16 protein-coding genes are annotated in these 15,795 nt (G+C 48.3%); 10 read left to right on the top strand and 6 right to left on the bottom strand.

Annotated features, from left to right (window positions below):
- The first annotated feature begins 177 nt into the window (after positions 1-177).
- A complete protein-coding gene (gene ydfG / locus IX31_RS01670; protein WP_034455407.1) occupies positions 178-927 on the top strand; it encodes a bifunctional NADP-dependent 3-hydroxy acid dehydrogenase/3-hydroxypropionate dehydrogenase YdfG in 750 nt (249 codons plus the stop codon).
- Between the two features lie 95 nt (positions 928-1,022).
- On the top strand, positions 1,023-1,709 hold the full coding sequence (locus IX31_RS01665; RefSeq protein ID WP_034455406.1) for a GntR family transcriptional regulator: 687 nt from the start codon (positions 1,023-1,025) through the stop codon (positions 1,707-1,709).
- Positions 1,710-1,747: 38 nt separating this feature from the next.
- On the opposite strand, the gene IX31_RS01660 is transcribed toward IX31_RS01665, so the two are convergent.
- The 5 genes from IX31_RS01660 to IX31_RS01640 form a co-directional block, all read right to left on the bottom strand.
- Positions 1,748-3,199 (bottom strand): mannitol dehydrogenase family protein, encoded by a 1,452-nt coding sequence (locus IX31_RS01660; RefSeq protein WP_034455405.1) that lies wholly within the window; start codon positions 3,197-3,199, stop codon positions 1,748-1,750.
- A 148-nt stretch (positions 3,200-3,347) separates the two neighbouring features.
- Entirely contained in the window at positions 3,348-4,892 is a 1,545-nt protein-coding gene (locus tag IX31_RS01655) for an MFS transporter (RefSeq protein WP_034455404.1), read from the bottom strand.
- 27 nt (positions 4,893-4,919) lie between these two features.
- Entirely contained in the window at positions 4,920-6,326 is a 1,407-nt protein-coding gene (gene uxaC, locus IX31_RS01650; protein WP_034455403.1) for a glucuronate isomerase, read from the bottom strand.
- A gap of 54 nt (positions 6,327-6,380) precedes the next feature.
- On the bottom strand, positions 6,381-7,595 hold the full coding sequence (gene rspA / locus IX31_RS01645; protein ID WP_034455402.1) for a starvation-sensing protein RspA: 1,215 nt from the start codon (positions 7,593-7,595) through the stop codon (positions 6,381-6,383).
- A 191-nt stretch (positions 7,596-7,786) separates the two neighbouring features.
- Complete coding sequence (locus IX31_RS01640; protein ID WP_034455401.1) at positions 7,787-8,113, bottom strand: YnfA family protein; 327 nt, start codon at positions 8,111-8,113, stop codon at positions 7,787-7,789.
- A gap of 110 nt (positions 8,114-8,223) precedes the next feature.
- Between IX31_RS01640 and IX31_RS01635 the strand changes: the two genes are divergently transcribed.
- Positions 8,224-8,574: a DUF1283 family protein gene (locus tag IX31_RS01635; RefSeq protein ID WP_034455400.1), complete on the top strand. Its 351-nt coding sequence runs from the start codon at positions 8,224-8,226 to the stop codon at positions 8,572-8,574.
- A gap of 63 nt (positions 8,575-8,637) precedes the next feature.
- Complete coding sequence (speG, locus tag IX31_RS01630; RefSeq protein WP_034455399.1) at positions 8,638-9,195, top strand: spermidine N1-acetyltransferase; 558 nt, start codon at positions 8,638-8,640, stop codon at positions 9,193-9,195.
- A 56-nt stretch (positions 9,196-9,251) separates the two neighbouring features.
- Here the strand turns inward: speG and IX31_RS01625 are convergent, their stop codons facing one another.
- On the bottom strand, positions 9,252-10,292 hold the full coding sequence (locus IX31_RS01625; RefSeq protein ID WP_034455398.1) for an oxidoreductase: 1,041 nt from the start codon (positions 10,290-10,292) through the stop codon (positions 9,252-9,254).
- A 280-nt stretch (positions 10,293-10,572) separates the two neighbouring features.
- On the opposite strand from IX31_RS01625, the gene ydgT reads away from it, so the two are divergent.
- The 6 genes from ydgT to rsxD all read left to right on the top strand — a co-directional run bounded on the left by ydgT (position 10,573) and on the right by rsxD (position 15,794).
- Complete coding sequence (gene ydgT / locus IX31_RS01620) at positions 10,573-10,788, top strand: transcription modulator YdgT (RefSeq protein WP_034455397.1); 216 nt, start codon at positions 10,573-10,575, stop codon at positions 10,786-10,788.
- 92 nt (positions 10,789-10,880) lie between these two features.
- Positions 10,881-11,333: a DUF2569 domain-containing protein gene (locus tag IX31_RS01615; protein WP_034455396.1), complete on the top strand. Its 453-nt coding sequence runs from the start codon at positions 10,881-10,883 to the stop codon at positions 11,331-11,333.
- A 78-nt stretch (positions 11,334-11,411) separates the two neighbouring features.
- Positions 11,412-11,993 carry an electron transport complex subunit RsxA gene (gene rsxA, locus IX31_RS01610; RefSeq protein ID WP_034455395.1) on the top strand — a complete coding sequence of 194 codons (582 nt, stop codon included), beginning with the start codon at positions 11,412-11,414 and terminating at the stop codon, positions 11,991-11,993.
- A complete protein-coding gene (gene rsxB, locus IX31_RS01605; RefSeq protein WP_034455394.1) occupies positions 11,993-12,571 on the top strand; it encodes an electron transport complex subunit RsxB in 579 nt (192 codons plus the stop codon). Before rsxA ends, rsxB begins: the two co-directional genes overlap by 1 nt.
- Complete coding sequence (rsxC, locus tag IX31_RS01600; protein ID WP_034455393.1) at positions 12,564-14,744, top strand: electron transport complex subunit RsxC; 2,181 nt, start codon at positions 12,564-12,566, stop codon at positions 14,742-14,744. The genes rsxB and rsxC overlap by 8 nt, the downstream gene beginning before the upstream one ends.
- Entirely contained in the window at positions 14,745-15,794 is a 1,050-nt protein-coding gene (gene rsxD, locus IX31_RS01595) for an electron transport complex subunit RsxD (protein WP_034455392.1), read from the top strand.
- Position 15,795: the final 1 nt, after the last annotated feature.

Below are 15,795 nucleotides of genomic sequence, written 5' to 3'. Positions count from 1 at the left end.
TTTGATATCATGAGTTGGATTGTTAAAATTTGAGGAATAGCCTGCACCAACACGTTGCACAGACATGGCCTTGTTGCACCAGTAATGCACAGGTGCTGCCATACTAAAGTTCAATTATCACTAACAGCCTTAGCGTGCTAAGGTATTGCGACATAAAAAGCGTTGAGGAACAGTGAGATGATTATTCTGGTAACCGGCGCCACTGCCGGATTTGGTGAGAGTATTACCCGTCGTTTTGTGCAACAGGGTCATAAAGTGATTGCCACTGGCCGCCGCCACGAACGTCTACAAGAGCTTAAAGAAGAACTGGGCGATAGCATCATTACGCTGCAACTTGATGTTCGTAACCGCGCGGCTATCGAACAAGTGATGGAGCAGTTGCCTGCCGAATGGCGCAATATTGATATTCTGGTCAACAATGCTGGTCTGGCGCTGGGCATGGAGCCTGCACACAAAGCCGACCCGGATGACTGGGAAACGATGATCGATACAAACAATAAAGGTCTGGTCTATATGACTCGCGCCGTGCTGCCTGGTATGGTGGAGCGCAATCGTGGTCACATCATCAATATTGGCTCTACCGCAGGGAGTTGGCCGTATGCCGGTGGCAATGTTTATGGCGCGACAAAAGCGTTCGTACGCCAGTTCAGCCTGAACCTGCGTACAGACCTGCATAAAACGGCCATCCGCGTGACAGATATTGAGCCGGGCCTGGTGGGCGGTACTGAGTTTTCTAACGTGCGTTTCAAAGGCGATGATGGCAAGGTTGAAAAAACCTACGAGAATGCCAATGCGCTGACGGCAGAAGATGTCACTGAAGCTGTCTGGTGGGTTGCAACGCTACCAAAGCACGTCAACATCAACACGCTGGAGATGATGCCAGTTAGCCAGTCATTTGCCGGATTGAGTGTTCACCGAGAAGGTTAATCAACCAGCCCATACCCACATCACTATTCTGGGTATGGGCGATCGTACAAATAAATGTTAAATTTGCGCGGCTCATCAACGATAAGAAAAAATTCATGTCACCGTCAAACTTGCTCAACCCCACACAACCTGTAAACCAACAAATCTACCGCATTTTGCGTCGTGATATTGTTCGTTGCTTAATTCCACCTGGAACACCCCTTTCTGAAAAAGAAGTGTCGATACGGTTTGAAGTCTCACGCCAACCGGTGCGCGAAGCATTTATTAAACTGGCAGAAACCGGGCTGGTGCAAATTCGCCCACAGCGCGGCACTTACGTGAACAAAATATCTGTAAGCCAGGTAAAGAATGGTTGTTTCGTGCGTGAAGCTATTGAGCGTGCCGTGGTGAAACGTGCAGCAAGTATGGCAACAGATGAACATCTGTATATGCTTGAGCAATTATTGAACCAGCAACGAACCGCCATTGACCGTAACCAGATGGATGATTTCTTCCAGTTAGACGATGAGTTCCACCAGCAATTAGCTCTGGTTGCCGATTGTAGCCTGGCGTGGGATACCGTCGAAAATATCAAAGCAACCATGGACCGAGTGCGTTACATGAGCCTTGATCACGTCACGCCACCGGAAATGTTGCTTTCACAGCATCACGATATTTTTGAGGCGCTTAAACGCAAAGATGAAGACAGTGTGGATCAGGCGATGCATCGCCATCTGCATGAGATTAGCCAATCAATACTGTTGATTCGCAAAGAAAAACGTGACTGGTTTAGTGAAGAGTAATATCTCGCCCGTTTCCGGGCGAGTGTAGAACGTTATATTCAGAACTTTGCAACCGTCGCTTTCGCGCCGTTTTCACGCAGTGCCAGATAAGATTCAGTCACCTGGGCTACGAATTTCTCGTTAGCAGGTAAATCTTCACCAAAGATAGTTTTCAGCCCCAGCAGAGCTTTAACACGGTTTTCCCCTTCCTGACTTGCGCTCACTGCTTGCTCAATAGCAGACAGCAGCGGATCACTGACTTCGATTGCATTGCCTTGCTCGTCAACACCACCCACGTAACGCATCCAACCTGCGACACCCAGAGCCAGCAGAGAGAATTTGCTGCCGTTTGCCAGATGCCAGCGAATGGAATCTAACCAGCGCTGTGGCAGTTTCTGGCTACCGTCCATGGCTATTTGCCAGGTACGGTGGCGCAGTGCCGGGTTGGTATAACGCGCAATCAATGAATCGGCATATTTCGCCAGATCAACGCCCTGCACTTTCAGCGTTGGCGCTTGTTCTTGCAGCATTAAAGCGTGCGCAGTGCGACGATAATTCTCATCCAGCATGCATTCAGAAATGTGCTGATAACCCGCCAGGTAGCCGAGGTATGCCAGGAATGAGTGGCTACCGTTAAGCATGCGCAATTTCATTTCTTCGTATGGCAGAACATCTTTAACCAGTTCAGCACCGGCTTTTTCCCACTCAGGACGGCCAGCAACGAAGTTATCTTCGATGACCCACTGGCGAAATGGTTCACATGCGATAGCCACAGGGTCAGCGACCCCCGTTGCTTTTGCAACTTGTTCCAGAGTTTCTGCCGTAGCAGCCGGAACAATGCGGTCAACCATAGTGGATGGGAATGTCACATGAGATTCAATCCATGTCGCCAGCTCTGGGTTAATTGCCTGAGCGTACGCCGTAATGACGTTACGGGTTACGTGGCCATTTTCTGGCATATTGTCGCAGGACATGACGCTAAATGCCGGCAAACCAGCCGCTTTACGGCGAGCCAGTGCTTCAACAATCACACCAGGTGCCGATTTCGGCTGCTGCGGATTGGCCAGGTCGTGTGCAATTAATGGATGATCCAGCAAGATAGTGCCGGTTGCCGGAGTGTGGCAGTAGCCTTTTTCAGTCACGGTTAAAGAGACAATCGCAACTTCAGGTTGAGTCATAGCGGTGAATACCGCTTCCAGGCCATCAACCTGTGCGTGAATGGCTTCTTTCACCACACCTACAACGCTGCAATGCCATGCGTCAGCAGACATTTCTGCCACGCTATAAAGGTTGTCTTGCTGTTTCAAATCAGCAATTTGCTGTTCGCCACCAATCAGATTGACTTCGCAGTAACCCCAATCGCTGCCGTGCTCATTAGCCAGGATATCGGCGTAAACTGCCTGATGAGCACGATGGAATGCACCGAAACCAAGATGAACGATACGGGATACCAGTTTGCTACGATCATATTTTGGGAGAATAGCTTTTGCAGATAAGAGCTTGTTTTCCATTTTAAAACTCGCTGAGTAGTGAACTTGGGGACTGCCACAGACTACCTGACATGGTAGTCTGCATATTGATTTGCATTAAACTTTAGTACTTTTGGTATGACACAACCCCTAAAGATGTATAACAACTCACATTTATGATATTCAAGCGTCAGCGCATCAGTGGCACAGGTGTCGTTGTTTTGGTTGAGTCAGCTTTTTTCTCAAGCCATAACTTCTCGTAACTACACCCCGTTAAATCCTCAACCACTTTCCGTGTCTCAGGATGAACATCTTTCTTCGCACCATTCGCTTTCAGGCGTTCAACTTCATCCACAAAAATCTTGTGAGTCCGTTTGTTTAAACGGAACGTGAGTGCCTGCCAAAGTGCCAAAATAAGCAGTCCTGCGGTGCCAGCAAACAACAGCGTTGCAATCATATTTACCGCTGCTTCAGGTTGAACCTGACTGCCTTTCACAAAACCGCCAAACTGCAACAATACACCGACAATAAAGGTTGCAATCGCAACGGTTGTTTTACGTGAGAACGTCATTACCGCAGCAAATAACCCTTCACGACGCTGGCGAGTGATCATTTCGTCAATGTCTGGAATGAACGGGAAAACATTCCAGGGGGTAAATTCAAGAACACAGCGTCCAACCTGGTAAACCGCAGCCAGTATCACAAGCAGCATGATTTTGTTTTCAGTCGGGAATTGATAGACCATAAGCAAACCAACTAAACACAACATCATGACGCTATACGCAAATACATAAAGTCGTGATGGCCCATATTTGATGATGGCCATCCCTGCAACTAATGTGACAGGTAAACCCACAATACTCATGGACAGCAATGTTCCAGCTAGTGAAGAAGAAACATTCAGGCAATATACGCAGAAGAAAACAAACACCGTGTTATAAACATCTTTTGCGGTAAACGAGAGTAAATAAATAGCCAGATGTTTTCTGAATGCTCTGACTTTAAGCGTGCTGGCGTATTCCGCGAATAATCTTCCAAGTGCAATAACTTTTTCTGAGAACGTCATTATCTTCCTTGGTTGTTCCAACTCAGCTAGCATTTCAGGGGTGAGATCACGTTCCCAGGTGACTTTCCAGGAGATAAATACGCACAACATAAACAGAACTGCGAATACCACACCATTAATCAAATAAGCATTTGCATCATGTTCACCATAGTGGCTAATTAACAACCCTGGAATAAATGTTGCCAGGAAAGTACCTAATGCGGAAAAGAACATTCGACAGGTGGATAGCTTGGTGCGAGAGTTAAAATCCTTAGTCATCTCTGACGGTAATGTTTCCCATGGAATCAGAACCATCGCTGCAATAATTTCAAAAGCCAAGTAAACAGCCAGATAGAAACCAAAATTCATGCCATTCACCCATAATAAAGAGTAAACCAGCATCAATGGTGCGCCAATTAACAAGAAGAAACGTCTACGACCAAACTTCTTACCTAAATAATTTTTATAAAAGTGGTCGGTAAAACTACCCATAAACAAACTAACAATAGCATCGACGATTCGCACAATAGCTACAATTGAGGCTGCTTCAACGGGAGACAAGCCAACAAACGTTGTGTAGAAAAATAATAACCAGGCGCCTATAACGGTAAAAGCACCACCACCCATAATATCCGTTACGCCATAACCGATACTAACGGGGATTGTAATTTTTTTATTGGTACGAGACATATTCCATCCTCATCACGTAGGTAGTAATCAAAACGAAAAATAGTTTTTGGCATTGTCGTGACAGATATTTTTTATAATTTTCGACAGCACTTTTTTATTGTCAGGAACCTCTCCGCGCTCTACCCAACCACCGATAAGGTTACAGAGTATGCGACGGAAATAATCATGACGCGTATAGGAAATAAAACTGCGCGAATCGGTGAGCATGCCAATAAAATTCATCAATAAGCCCTGGTCAGCCAGACAATTCAATTGGTTTTCCATACCCCGTCGCGTGTCGTTAAACCACCAACCAGAACCAAACTGGATCGGTGATTTAATACCGTCTTCACCAGACTGGAAATTTGCAATCGTTGTTGCCACAACATCGTTGTAGCTGGCGTTGAGATTGTAGATAATAGTCTTAGGGAGTGAATCACGTTGAGCCATTGCATCCAACAGCCCGTTTAGACCCTGAGCCAAGTGGCATTGGTCGCTAATCGAATCAAACCCAGTATTAATCCCCAATGCATTTTTCATCCGGGTATTATTACTGCGGATTGCTCCAAAATGAATTTGCATAGCCCAGTCATGCTCTTTGTAATGCTTTGCAAGCATGATTAAAATAGCACTACTGAGAACAATAGATTCACTCTTATTTATTTTTTCTCCTTTCAGTTTGCGCGAAAAAACAATATCAACCTCAGCTTCAGTAGCGGATAAATATTGAATATCAATAGGACCATGGTCGGAAATCCGACACCCTACTTCGTGAAACCAGTCAACCCTTTTACCAATAGCCTTACTAAAGTCAGAAAAGTCATTAATCTTAACGGAGGTCAGTTCGGATAACTTATTAATAAATTGAGAAAACGCTTTCAAGTCTTCCTCAAACACCTCATCTGGACGAAATGTTGGCAATACTTTGGTTGTGAAGTTAGAGTCCTCCTGTAATCGTTTATGATACTCCAGGGAATCTAATGGTGAATCTGTAGTGCAAACGACTTCGACATTAGAACGAGAAATTAAACTGCGTGGTTTAAAATCATCCTGACACAATAATCTATTGCAGGAGTCCATTATCTCATGCCAATTATGAGAACCTAGATTTTCTTGAATACCGAAGTAAAAATCGAGTTCCAGATGTGTCCAGTGATAGAGCGGATTACCATAACTGGATTCTACCGTTTCGGCCCATGCCTGAAATTTTTCTGCCGCTGTCGCATTACCAGTAATTTTATTTTCAGGGATACCATTGGCGCGCATTGCGCGCCATTTATAATGATCACCAGATAACCAGAGCTCGGTGATATCAGAAAATGATTTATTTTCGTAAATTTCTTGTGCATTAAGGTGACAATGATAATCGATCACCGGTAGCGACTTCGCCACCTCTGAATATAATCTACACCCTACTTCATTATTAATCATGAAACGATCGTTGATGAAACTCATGTTGCTTCTCCATTGTTCATCGTATGGTTATTTAAATTTAATTTGATGAGTGGATTACCAGTTCCACAATGTGCCATCTTCTAAGCGAGCAACCGGTAAATAAGCGGGTTCATAGGGATATTTCGCGGCCAGTTTTTCATCGAATTCAATGCCGAGCCCGGGTTTATCACCTGGGTGCATATAACCGTTATCAAACGTCCAGTTATGCGGGAAAACTTCCAGCATCTGCTCGGAGTAGCCCATATATTCCTGGACGCCAAAGTTCGGAACCCACAGGTCAAAATGCAGCGCGGCAGCCATGCAAACTGGAGAAAGATCGGACGGCCCGTGAGAGCCAGTTCGCACCTGATAAAGTGAGGCAAAATCTGCAATACGGCGCATACCCGTAATGCCCCCCGCATGAGTAATAGTGGTGCGGATGTAATCGATAAGCTGTTCTTCGATAAGCTGTTTGCAGTCCCAGATGCTGTTAAACACCTCACCAACAGCAATTGGCGTGACGGTGTGCTGGCGAATCAGGCGGAAGCACGCCTGATTTTCTGCGGGTGTTGGATCTTCCATCCAGAAAAGGCGATGTTCTTCGATGCTTTTACCAAAACGCGCGGCTTCGATTGGCGTCAGGCGGTGGTGCATGTCATGTAACAAATGCTCGTTGAAACCAAATTTGTTGCGCACGGCTTCAAACAATTTCGGTGTGAAATCGAGGTATTTCTCCGTCGACCATAACTGTTCTTCTGGCCAGTCGCCTTTGGTTGCTGGTTCGTAAGCCAAGCCTTTGCCTTTTGCCATACCGTAGGTCGTTTTCATTCCCGGCACGCCGCATTGCACTCTAATAGCTTTGAAGCCCATCTCTTTATGGCGCGCGTAATCTTCCAGCACGTCGTCGATGGAATGACCGGTGGTGTGGCAATAAACCATCACCCCTTCACGCGATGCCCCACCCAACAACTGGTAGAGCGGCATGTTGGCGGCTTTTGCTTTGATGTCCCACAACGCCATGTCGACGGCTGAAATAGCAGACATGGTTACTGGCCCACGGCGCCAGTAAGCGCCTTTATAGAAAAACTGCCAGATATCTTCGATGCGGTGCGCATCGCGACCAATGAGCTGTGGGCAAACGTGATCTTTCAGATACGATGCAACCGGTAATTCGCGGCCATTTAAGGTGGCATCACCGAGGCCTGTTAACCCATCGTCGGTGGTGATTTTTAGCGTGACAAAGTTGCGCCCAGGGCAAGTCACAAATACTTCTGCTTTTACAATTTTCATTCAGGTTTCCTTACAACACATCAGATCATTAGTCTTCAATGAGGAAGAAATTAACCCTGACCCAACTACCATACAAGTATATGAATCGAATTTTAGCGGAATGAGTCACAATTATTTTGCGACTCTTGCATAGGGTTACATTTCGAATGAGAAGGCGGCGGGGTTATTTTTAGAGGGAAAAGAGGAATTGTTCAGGCACGGCTCCAGCCAGCAACAATGATCAACATGCCGCAGAATGCGACTGTCGCGCCTACCCAGTCATAAGTACTTAATTTGACCCCATCTACCCAACGTAACCACAGCAAGGCGGTAACAACGTACACCCCACCGTATGCGGCATAAACGCGCCCGCTGGCAGCTGGATGAAAGGTTAATAACCAGACAAATATCGCAAGGGAGAAGGCTGCGGGAATCAACAATAGTGGGGAACCGTCACGTTTTAACCATAGCCACGGTAAAAAGCAGCCGATGATTTCAGCAAGCGCGGTGGCAAAAAAAAGCAAGGTTGTTTTGATCATATTGAACAATCTCTGGGATAATGGGGTCAATAATGGGTCGTCTGGTACGTATCCCACGCCATAATTTATTGACTTTAACAAGTCGGGCTTCACCCTAAAAGGAAACAGCAATGAACACAATCCTTCGCAAACGTCTCACCACGGCAACACTGCCATTGGCGTTGCTGCTGAGTGCATTTGCGTTTGTTCAACCACTCCATGCTCAGACCAATAAGCTGATCATTGAATCGGGTGACAATGCGCAAACTCGCCAGGATGCGGCGATGGACAAAGAGCAATGGAATGACACACGCTCTCTACGCCAAAAAGTGAACAAACGCGCCGAAAAAGAGTGGGACAAAACCGACACGGCTTTTGATGCCCGCGATAATTGCCAGAAAAGTGCTAACGTTAACGCTTACTGGGAACCTAATACCCTGCGTTGCCTGGACCGCCGTACTGGTCGAACTGTCGCGCCGTAATTTGGTACTGTTACCCAATAAGGCTTCTTAACAGGAGCCTTATTCACTTTGAAAGGAATTCAAATGAGCCACGATCTACAAATCAAGCTTCGCCCACTGGAGCGCGAAGATCTCCGCTTCGTCCACCAGTTGGACAACAATGCAAGCGTGATGCGCTACTGGTTTGAAGAACCTTATGAAGCGTTTGTCGAGCTGTCGGACCTTTATGACAAACATATTCACGATCAAAGTGAACGCCGCTTTGTTATCGAGTGTAACGGTGAAAAAGCAGGCCTGGTCGAGCTGGTTGAAATTAACCATGTTCACCGCCGCGCTGAATTCCAGATAATTATTTCTCCTGACTATCAGGGCAAAGGCCTTGCATCGCGCGCCGCAAAACTTGCGATGGATTATGGGTTTATGGTGTTAAACCTGTACAAGCTGTATTTGATTGTTGATAAAGAAAATGAAAAAGCCGTGCATATCTATAAGAAGCTGGGATTTATGGTGGAAGGCGAGTTAATCCATGAATTCTTTATTAACGGTGAATACCGCAACACGATTCGTATGTGTATTTTCCAGCACCAATATCTGGCAGAACACAAAAGCACTGGCACAATTTTAAAACCGACTGCGCAGTAAGGCGCTCATCTCACCCTGCTGTATAAACCAGGGTGAGATGTTGCTAACCACGAGTGTTACGCAAGGTTCAACGTTGCGCGGTGTTTCGCAGATTCCATACCTAATTCAATCATTTCCATAACCTGGATGGCCTGTGCCGCAGGAACTGGGTTTTCACCGTGTCCGGTCAGAGCGTCACGAATACCTGCGTAGTAAGCCGGATAATTACCCGGTACGGTTAGCAATGTTTGTTCGGCCATCACCTCGCCCTGCGCTAACGTTAATACGCCATCACGCATATCGTAGCCCCAATCCTCCTGCGGCAAACGTTCGCCCGCTTTCAGACGGTCTTCTTGTGGGTCAAGGCCATATTTGATGTAGCTGCCACGTGTGCCATGCACGATATAGCGAGCAGTTTCTGCCGCTGCCAGCAAAGTGCCATGCAGCACAACACGACGCTGTGGATAGGCCAGTACAGCATGGAAGTAATCTGTCGCTTGCGCACCTGGGCGCAATTGACCTAAATCCACGGTCAAACTAACCGGCAGACCGAAAAGATTCAGCGCCTGGTCAATAAGATGTGGCCCTAAATCGTACCAAATCCCGCTCCCGACACCGGCCTGCTCACGCCAGCGATTACGAACCTGCGGGCGGTAGCGGTCGAAATGCGATTCAAAATACGCAACTTCACCCAAAGTGCCGTCTGCCAGTAACGTTTTCAGTGTTAAGAAATCGCTGTCCCAACGGCGGTTATGAAATACCGAAAGTAATAAGCCGCAGCTTTTCGCCAGAGCATCAAGCTCACGTGCTTGTGACAACGTCACGGTAAACGGTTTATCGACAACGACATGTTTACCCGCCTCCAGCGCTGCTTTAGCCAGCGGAAAGTGCGTATCGTTTGGTGTTGGAATGACAATTAAATCGATATTAGGGTCATTGAACAGATGATGAGGATCAGAGACTACCGGCATGTTTGGCCAGTCAGCATGAACTTTCGTGGCATCGCTGCTGGAGACACCCGCCAGAACCATCCCCGGCGTACCCACAATTAAGGGGGCATGAAACGTCTTGCTGGCGTAACCGTAACCGATTAGTCCGACACGAATGTTATCACTCATTTGCTTTCCTCATATTTTTGGACAATCTATTGGATACTATCCTGGGGATTGTAACAACAGGTAATTATATTGTTGCGTTCTGGTTGCGCACTCACCAGGCGAGTGTCTTGTAGACAGCAACCCTGCGCATCAGTTAGGCCGCTTATCGGCCCATGAAAACTCCTAAAAAATCAATCATGAGCATTAGGTTATATATATGAATGACTCTTTTCGTTTATTATTTGCGCACACCATACGCACAGCGTGCCCTGGCCATTTACTGCATGGATAACTACACCTCATGACCGCTCTCGATTATTTAATGAAGTTTCGTAAAATCAGCTCGCTTGAAAGCCTTGAAAAACTCTTCGACCATCTTAATTACACTCTGACTGATAATACTGACCTGATGAATATGTATCGCGCGGCCGATCATCGTCGTGCTGAATTAGTTTCTGGTGGGCGACTGTTTGATTTAGGGTGTGTGCCAAAATCCGCCTGGCGGTATGTTGTCTAATGCTGCAACGGTAGCAAAGTGTTGAAAAAACCTTATAATCCCCCCGCCTTATGAATCGCATAAGGAAAGTCTTATTATTTTCGGGAGGAAACATGGCGACAACCCAAGTCCCTACGCAAGCACCACGTATTGCAGGCTGGCTCCTGGCCCCTCTCGCATGGCTATTAATGACCTTACTCAGCAGCAGTATTGCTCTGGCCATTTATCTTATGATGCTTATCTCCCCAGAAAGCCATCGACTTATGAGCGCACAAGGCCCCAAAATGGTGGTGCTCTGGTACACCTCTATCGCCTGCGCGATTGCTATGTGGGGTTATACCGTGTGGTTGACTATTGCCTTCTTCAAACGCCGTAAGAATGTAGTACGTCATTATATTCTTTGGTTATTGCTGTCGGTGTTGTTGGCGATTAAAACCTTCGCGTTCTCTCCAGTGAGTGACGATCTGGCATTGCGTCAGCTGATGTTCCCTCTGCTGGCTGCAGCCTTGCTGGTTCCTTATCTCAAGCGCTCAAGCCGCGTGAAGCAAACATTTATTAAACCGTAATAACCTTATAAAAGCCCCGTTGTCGTCATCGGTCTATTGGCCGATAATAGGCGGCTTTTTTTGTTTCAGGTCTCATTCATGACAGATTATCTGCTGCTCTTTGTTGGTACGGTTCTGGTCAATAACTTCGTATTAGTGAAGTTTCTTGGCCTGTGCCCATTTATGGGTGTTTCCAAAAAACTGGAAACAGCTATCGGCATGGGGCTGGCGACCACTTTTGTACTGACCCTGGCGTCGATTTGCGCATGGCTGGTCAATGAGTTGATCCTTATTCCTCTTGATCTGGTCTATCTGCGTACCCTGGCGTTTATTCTGGTGATTGCCGTAGTTGTGCAATTTACCGAAATGGTGGTCCGCAAAACCAGCCCGGCGCTCTATCGCCTGTTGGGTATCTTTTTACCGCTCATCACCACTAACTGCGCGGTACTTGGCGTTGCATTGCTGAATATCAATCTCGGCCATAACTTTTTGCAATCGGCGCTCTACGGTTTTTCGGCAGCTGTAGGTTTCTCATTAGTAATGGTGCTATTTGCCGCGATTCGCGAACGCCTTGCGGTAGCCGATGTTCCCGCTCCTTTTCGCGGCAATGCCATCGCGCTTATCACTGCAGGCTTAATGTCTCTGGCATTTATGGGCTTTAGCGGATTGGTGAAGTTCTGATGAGTACGATTTGGATTGCTGTGGTTGCTTTGGGTCTGTTAGGCCTGATCTTTGGGCTTATCCTGGGTTATGCCTCACGCCGCTTTCAGGTCCAGGAAGACCCGATTGTTGATAAAATCGATGAACTACTGCCACAAAGCCAATGTGGGCAGTGCGGCTATCCTGGTTGCCGTCCGTATGCAGAAGCTGTTGGTAACCAGGGCGCAAAGATCAATCTGTGCGCGCCTGGCGGCGAAGCCGTTATGCAAAAGATTGCCACGTTGCTTAACGTCGACCCGCAGCCGATTGAAGGCGATGCCGTAGCGCAGGAGCCTGTGCGTATGTTGGCGGTTATCGATGAAGCCAACTGCATTGGCTGCACAAAATGTATTCAGGCCTGCCCGGTAGATGCCATTGTTGGCGCAACCCGCGCAATGCATACCGTTATTAGTGACCTTTGCACCGGATGCAATTTATGTGTCGACCCATGTCCTACTCGCTGTATTGAGTTGCGACCGGTCGAAACCACCACAGAAAGCTGGAAGTGGGATCTGCAAACAATCCCGGTTCGTATCATTCCGGTGGAGCAACATGCTTAAGTTATTTACCCGTTTTAAAAAAGATAAAATCTGGGATTTCGACGGTGGCATTCATCCACCCGAAATGAAAACTCAGTCCAATGGCACGCCATTGCGCCAGGTTCCGTTACCACAAAAATTTGTTATGCCGCTGAAGCAGCACATTGGTGCTGAAGGTGAACTGTGCGTAAAACCTGGCGATTATGTGTTACGAGGGCAATCTTTAACGCGTGGGCGCGGCCGTATGTTACCTGTTCACGCCCCCACATCCGGAACCGTAACTGCCATTGCCCCCCACTCCACTGCCCATCCTTCTGCGCTGGCAGAGCTGAGTGTAATTATTGAAGCCGATGGTGACGATAAGTGGATTGAGCGTGATGGCTGGCATGACTATACCTCCCGTAGCCGCGAGGAGTTAATTACCCGTATTCACCAGTTCGGTGTTGCAGGCTTAGGTGGCGCAGGCTTCCCTACCGGGAATAAATTACAAGGCGGCGGCGATAAAATCGACACGCTGATTATCAATGCTGCTGAGTGCGAACCCTACATCACTGCCGATGACCGCCTGATGCAGGATTGCGCCGCGCAAATTATCGATGGCGTTCGAATTCTTGCACATATTCTGCAACCGCAGCGCGTGTTAATTGGCATCGAAGATAATAAACCGCAGGCGATTTCTATGCTGCGTGCGGTGCTTTGCAATGCACAGGGTATCGAGCTGCGGGTGATTCCAACCAAATATCCGTCCGGTGGTGCAAAGCAACTGACGCAAATTCTGACGGGTAAACAGGTCCCGCAAGGTGGTCGTTCTTCCGATATCGGTGTGCTGATGCAAAACGTCGGTACTGCGTTTGCGGTGAAGCGCGCCATTATAGACGGCGAACCGTTGACCGAGCGCGTGGTGACGTTGACAGGCGGCGCAGTCCAACAGCCAGGTAATGTCTGGGCACGGCTGGGCACACCTGTTCGTCATCTGCTCGACTTTGCCGGATTCCGCCCTGGGCACGATCAACAAGTGATTATGGGCGGCCCGCTGATGGGCTTCAGCCTGCCCTGGTTGGATGTGCCGGTCGTAAAAATCACTAACTGTTTGCTGGCACCGAACGCCAACGAAATGGGCGCACCGCAAGAAGAACAGGGCTGCATTCGTTGCAGCGCCTGTGCCGACTCCTGTCCGGCAGATTTGTTACCGCAACAACTTTACTGGTTCAGCCGAGGGCAACAGCACGATAAAGCCCAGGCCCATAATCTTAAAGACTGCATCGAATGCGGTGCTTGTGCCTATGTCTGCCCAAGTAATATTCCTTTAGTGCAGTATTTCCGCCAGGAAAAGGCTGAGATCCGCGAAATCGAGTTGGAAGCCAGACGTACAGCTGAAGCCAAAGTTCGCTTTGAAGCGCGTCAGGCTCGTCTTGAGCGCGAAAAGGCTGCTCGTCTTGAACGTCATAAGCAGGCTGCTGTTCAACCGACAGCGAAAGACAATGATGCTATCCAGGCGGCCCTTGCCCGAGTGAAAAACAAAAAGGCTCAAGGTAGTGAACCAATTGTTATTCAGCCAGGTAGTCTGCCTGATAACCAGCAGGTGATTGCGGCACGTGAAGCGCGCAAAGCGCAAGCTCGGGCACGTCAGGCAGAAAAAGAAGCGCAAGACAGCCCGACTGAGACTATCAGCCCGGATCCACGCAAAGCCGCTGTTGAAGCAGCTATTGCACGAGCCAAAGCCCGTAAAGCGGCGCAATCGCATGAAGCGGCATCAGATGCTAAAGCGACTGAGGTCGAAACCATCGACCCTCGCAAAGCCGCCGTTGAAGCAGCTATTGCCCGAGCTAAAGCCCGTAAAGCGGCGCAGTCGCATGAAGCGGCATCAGATGCTAAAGCGACTGAGGTCGAAACCATCGACCCGCGCAAAGCAACCGTTGAAGCCGCTATTGCCCGTGCCAAAGCCCGAAAAGCGGCGCAATCGCATGAAGCGGCACCAGACGCTGAAGCGATTGAGGTCGAAACCATCGACCCGCGCAAAGCCGCCGTTGAAGCAGCTATTGCCCGAGCTAAAGCCCGTAAAGCAGCCCAGGCTGAACAACAATCTGTAGAAACACCTGCCGAAGAACAAGATCCGCGCAAAGCCGCGGTGGCCGCTGCTATTGCCCGTGTTCAGGCACGTAAAGCTGCGCTTCAAATGGCATCAGAGGAATAGATGGTTTTCAAAATAGCAAGCTCCCCCTATACCCATAACCAGCGCAGCACCTCTCGGATTATGCTGTTGGTAACTTGGGCCACGTTGCCTGGAATGGCGATGCTTTGGTATTGGTTCGGCTGGGGTAGTCTGGTGCAAATAGCATTAGGCACCCTGACCGCAGTTGCTGCTGAGCTGTTGGTCCTTAAACTTCGCAAGCAACCGCTGAGAATCCTCGGTGACAACTCTGCCGCATTAACTGGTCTGCTGTTAGGGATGAGCATTCCACCATTTGCCCCCTGGTGGATGGCGGTGCTTGGAACTGTATTTGCAGTGATAATCGCAAAACAATTGTATGGCGGGCTCGGTAACAACCCGTTTAATCCGGCAATGGTCGGTTATGTCGTATTGCTGATTGCCTTCCCGGTACAGATGACATCCTGGTTACCTCCACACACACTTGCCGCTACGGTTCCTGGCTTTGTTGATTCGCTGCACGTTATTTTCTCCGGCTCTACTCTGGCTGGCGACACTATGACGCAGTTGCGCATGGGTATTGATGGGATAAGTCAGGCGACACCACTGGATACCTTTAAAACAGGCTTGCGTGCCGGGCATTCCGCCAACGATCTGTTACAAGAGCCAATTTATAACGGTGTACTGGCGGGTATCGGCTGGCAATGGGTTAACCTCGCTTTCCTGGCGGGCGGTCTGTTTATGCTTATTAAAGGTGCCATTCGTTGGCATATTCCGGTTAGTTTCCTGCTCACACTCGCCGTGTGTTCCACGCTCGGCTGGATGTTTGCTCCTGAAAAATGTGCATCCCCGCTGATTCACCTGTTCTCAGGTGCCACTATGCTCGGCGCATTTTTCATTCTCACCGACCCGGTAACGGCCTCGACCACCAATCGTGGGCGCCTGATTTTCGGGGCGTTGGCTGGATTACTGGTCTGGTTGATTCGTACATTTGGTGGTTATCCGGATGGTGTTGCTTTCGCCGTTTTGCTGGCAAATATCACTGTGCCATTGATTGATTATTACACCCGCCCACGTGCTTACGGGCATCGCTAAG

The organism is Buttiauxella noackiae (assembly GCF_000737905.1).
Taxonomy (GTDB): Bacteria; Pseudomonadota; Gammaproteobacteria; order Enterobacterales; family Enterobacteriaceae; genus Buttiauxella; species Buttiauxella noackiae.
This window is presented reverse-complemented; position numbering and strand designations above follow the sequence as displayed.